This window comes from Nosocomiicoccus massiliensis (assembly GCF_000438455.1).
Classification (GTDB): domain Bacteria; phylum Bacillota; class Bacilli; order Staphylococcales; family Salinicoccaceae; genus Nosocomiicoccus; species Nosocomiicoccus massiliensis.
This window is the reverse complement of record NZ_CAVG010000044.1, coordinates 1-3,579: the sequence shown is the minus strand read 5'-3', so window position 1 is coordinate 3,579 and position 3,579 is coordinate 1. Positions and strand designations below refer to the sequence as shown.

Annotated in this window: 5 protein-coding genes; all 5 read left to right on the top strand. The window is 34.7% G+C overall.

What is annotated here, in order from left to right; all coding sequences use genetic code 11:
* On the top strand, window positions 1–734 hold a 734-nt coding region (locus tag TJ68_RS02170; protein WP_040928493.1), incomplete at its 5' end, for an FtsK/SpoIIIE domain-containing protein.
* 2 nt (window positions 735–736) lie between these two features.
* Window positions 737–2,035: a UDP-N-acetylmuramate--L-alanine ligase gene (gene murC / locus TJ68_RS02165; protein WP_040928492.1), complete on the top strand. Its 1,299-nt coding sequence runs from the start codon at window positions 737–739 to the stop codon at window positions 2,033–2,035.
* Between the two features lie 72 nt (window positions 2,036–2,107).
* Complete coding sequence (locus TJ68_RS02160) at window positions 2,108–2,554, top strand: DUF948 domain-containing protein (protein WP_040928491.1); 447 nt, start codon at window positions 2,108–2,110, stop codon at window positions 2,552–2,554.
* A 14-nt stretch (window positions 2,555–2,568) separates the two neighbouring features.
* Window positions 2,569–2,937 carry a YtxH domain-containing protein gene (locus TJ68_RS02155; RefSeq protein WP_040928490.1) on the top strand — a complete coding sequence of 123 codons (369 nt, stop codon included), beginning with the start codon at window positions 2,569–2,571 and terminating at the stop codon, window positions 2,935–2,937.
* A 117-nt stretch (window positions 2,938–3,054) separates the two neighbouring features.
* Window positions 3,055–3,579: LacI family DNA-binding transcriptional regulator (locus tag TJ68_RS02150; RefSeq protein ID WP_040928489.1), on the top strand; the 525-nt coding region annotated here is incomplete at its 3' end.

The window sequence follows — 3,579 nt, the reverse complement described above, 5'->3', positions numbered from 1 at the left end:
ATAGATTTGCACTTGGTAAAACAGTGGATAATCGTATTTTTACGTATGAGTTAAGAAAAGCTGGCCATATTTTAATATACGGTAACGAAGAAAAAAGAACGGAAATTATTAACAGTATGCTCGTCTCGTTATTCATGAATCATAATAGTGACGCATTTCAATTTAAAGTGATTTCTGATTCGAAAGACTACGATACTTTCAATTCACTCCCTCATTCGTTTAGTGAAAGAAAATCAGTATACGATACTGATGCATTTAATGATATAATAGATGAGTTAAATAGCAGAAACATTCAGTTTAGAAGGGCACATGTGCGTAACATTCAAAGTTTTAACACACGTGTGAAGCAAGAATCGAGAAAGAGTACGATAGTTATATATATTGACGATTTTGATAGAATACTTGAGAGAAACAACCCTGAAGTGATTCGACATATATTACAAATTCTTAAGCAAGGTAAAGCATTAGGCATACATTTAGTAATGAATCACACGAAAACTGACGTTGGAATTAGATACCAACTTCTGAGTTTAATGCAAACAAAAATTTCTTATTACGATGAGAAAAGTAGTGTTATTGATGGTGCGGATAAGTTATTTGAGGGCAATGATTGTCTCGTCACAATTAGTACTTCAAACCGACCAGTACGCCTGAACATGAGTACAGTAAAAGCGGAAGTTTTAAGCAACATCATCAACTACTTATCAGATAGAAGCGATGAAAGTAAGGTGTAATTGTGAAGAAGTATCACTTCATTGGAATTAAAGGTGCAGGGATGAGTGCACTTGCACAAGTTCTTTTTGATATGGGTCACGAAGTTCAAGGATCAGACATAACGAGTGAAGTTTTCACGGAGTATCAATTAAAGAAAAAAGGAATTAAAATATTACCATTTTCTGAAGATAATATAGTCGAAGGATTTACGTATATTGCAGGTAACGCATTTAACGATGACCATGAAGAGATTAAAAAAGCACTTGAAACTGGATATCCGGTCATCCGCTATCATAAATTCTTATCAGAATTTATGAAAGACTATACGTCAATTGCAGTCACGGGATCACATGGAAAAACATCGACAACAGGTTTACTCAGTCACGTCATGAATGGCGATAAAGAAACGACGTATTTAATTGGAGACGGTACAGGTGTTGGTAAAAAAGAAGCGGATTACTTTGCATTTGAATCGTGCGAATATCGTCGTCACTTTTTAGCGTATCATCCAGACTATGCAATTATAACGAATATCGATTTTGATCACCCAGATTATTTTAAAGATGTTGAAGACGTCGTCAGTGCGTTTCAGTCGATGGCAAACCAAGTGACAAAAGCAGTAGTTGCGTATGGAAATGATCCATATATCAATGAAATAAAATTGGATGTTCCGATGTATACGTATGGTATCGATGGTGACTATACAGTCGAAGCTCGAAATGTAGAAGTGTTAGATAACGGCACTTCATTTGATTTATACATTGAAGGCGAATATAAAGATAATTTTATTATTCCGTTATATGGTGATCATTTAATTTTAAATTCACTTGCTGTCATTACAATTTGTTATTTAGAAGGTTTTGATTTCGAGAACATTAAAAGTGCATTCTTAACATATGGTGGCGTTAAGCGACGTTTTTCAGAGACGAAATTTAAAAGCTATATCGTCGTGGATGATTACGCGCACCACCCGAAAGAAATTGAAGCAACGCTCGAAACAGCACGAAAAAAATATAAAAATCACCAGGTTGTTGCGGTATTCCAACCACATACTTTCTCTAGAACAGAAAAGTTTTTAAATGAATTTGCAGACAGTTTAAAAGAGGCGGATAAAGTCTATATCGTAGATATTTTTGGTTCTGCGAGAGAACAAAGTGGCAATTTATCGAGTGAAGATTTGGTGAAATTAATACCCGGTTCAAAATTATTAACAGAAGCAAAAATTAAAGAGCTCGATCAATATGAAGATAGTGTCATTATCTTTATGGGTGCAGGGGATATTCAAAAGTACGAAAAAAGATTTACAGAACTTATCTCTTAAACATGTTTACAATGAATTGAATTCGGCTATTAATAAGTTATACACATAAGAACATTAACGGAGGCGTTATTTATGGATTGGAGTATTTTAGGGTGGATTGCACTCGTAGTTGCTGCAGTTGGATTTTTAGTAGCATGTATTGCAGTAGCTGTCGTTTTACTTAGTGTTAAGAAAAACTTAGATTACGTTGCAGAAACACTCGATGGATTAGATGGACAAATTCAAGGGATTACACGTGAGTCAACTGACTTATTACACAAAAGTAATCGTCTAGTTGAAGACGTACAAGGTAAAGTTGAAAAATTAAACTCAGTCGTTGATGCAGTTCAAGGTGTTGGATATTCAGTTCAAAACCTAAACACATCAGTAGATAGAGTGACAAATTCAATTACGACTAACATCTCAGAAAACGAAGAGCAAATTGCACAAGTTGTACAATGGTCAAACGTTGCAATGGAACTTGCTGATAAATGGCAACAACGTCAGCGTCGTAACAATGCGATAAAAGGTCGCTACTAAGCGAGGGATGTTAAATGGAAAAGTATGACAGAGATCGACATACACATGGTATAAAACCGTATAGTCCTCCAAAACAGAAGACTAAAAAAGGTTTACCACTCGGACTTATTTTCGGAATGATTGTTGGATCAATTTTAGGTCTATTCTTAGCACCAAAATCAGGGCAATCACTTCGTGAAGATTTAAAAGATCCAAAAGGTGTATTTGAAGATCAAAAAGATAAAATTGTCGACAAAGTCAAAGTGAAAAAAGCAGAACTCGAAGAAGTTAAGCGTATTAAGGACTCAGATGAGGACTTAATGGCAGCTCAAAAACGTGCTATTCGAGAAGATGTTAAAGATGGATATGTAAACAAAGACAGTGTTGATTTATCTAATTTATAAAGTTCAGCGTTTATGCTGAACTTTTTTGATGTTTATTGTTAAATTATTTACATTCTCATTCATTTTCTGTTATGATTATCAATAAACAAAAACGTTTTCATGGGAGGAAAATAAAACATGGCAATTACGATTTATGATGTTGCAAGAGAAGCGAATGTGTCAATGGCCACTGTTTCACGCGTACTTAATGGTAACCCTAATGTTAAGCCAGAAACACGTCGTAAAGTAAAAGACGTCATAGAACGATTAAACTACAAACCGAACGCGGTGGCTAGAGGTCTCGCTAGTAAAAAAACAAAGACGGTTGGGGTAATTATTCCTGACATTTCAGATTTATATTATTCAGCGGTGTTAAGAGGGTTAGAAGACATTGCTGAGATGTATCAATATCAAATCATTATTACGAATACAGATAATGATGCTAAAAAAGAAAAGAATGCGTTTGAAACATTATTAAGTAATCAAGTGGACGGTATCATCTTTTTAGGTGGAACGGATGACCAAAAAATAATCGATAATATTCAACGTTCAAACACGCCAGTCGTAATCTGTGGATATTCTAAAGAAATGTCAATAAACAGAGTAAATGCAAATTATCGTGATGCAATTTCTCGTATTGTAGAAGAGTTTATTGAACGTGGC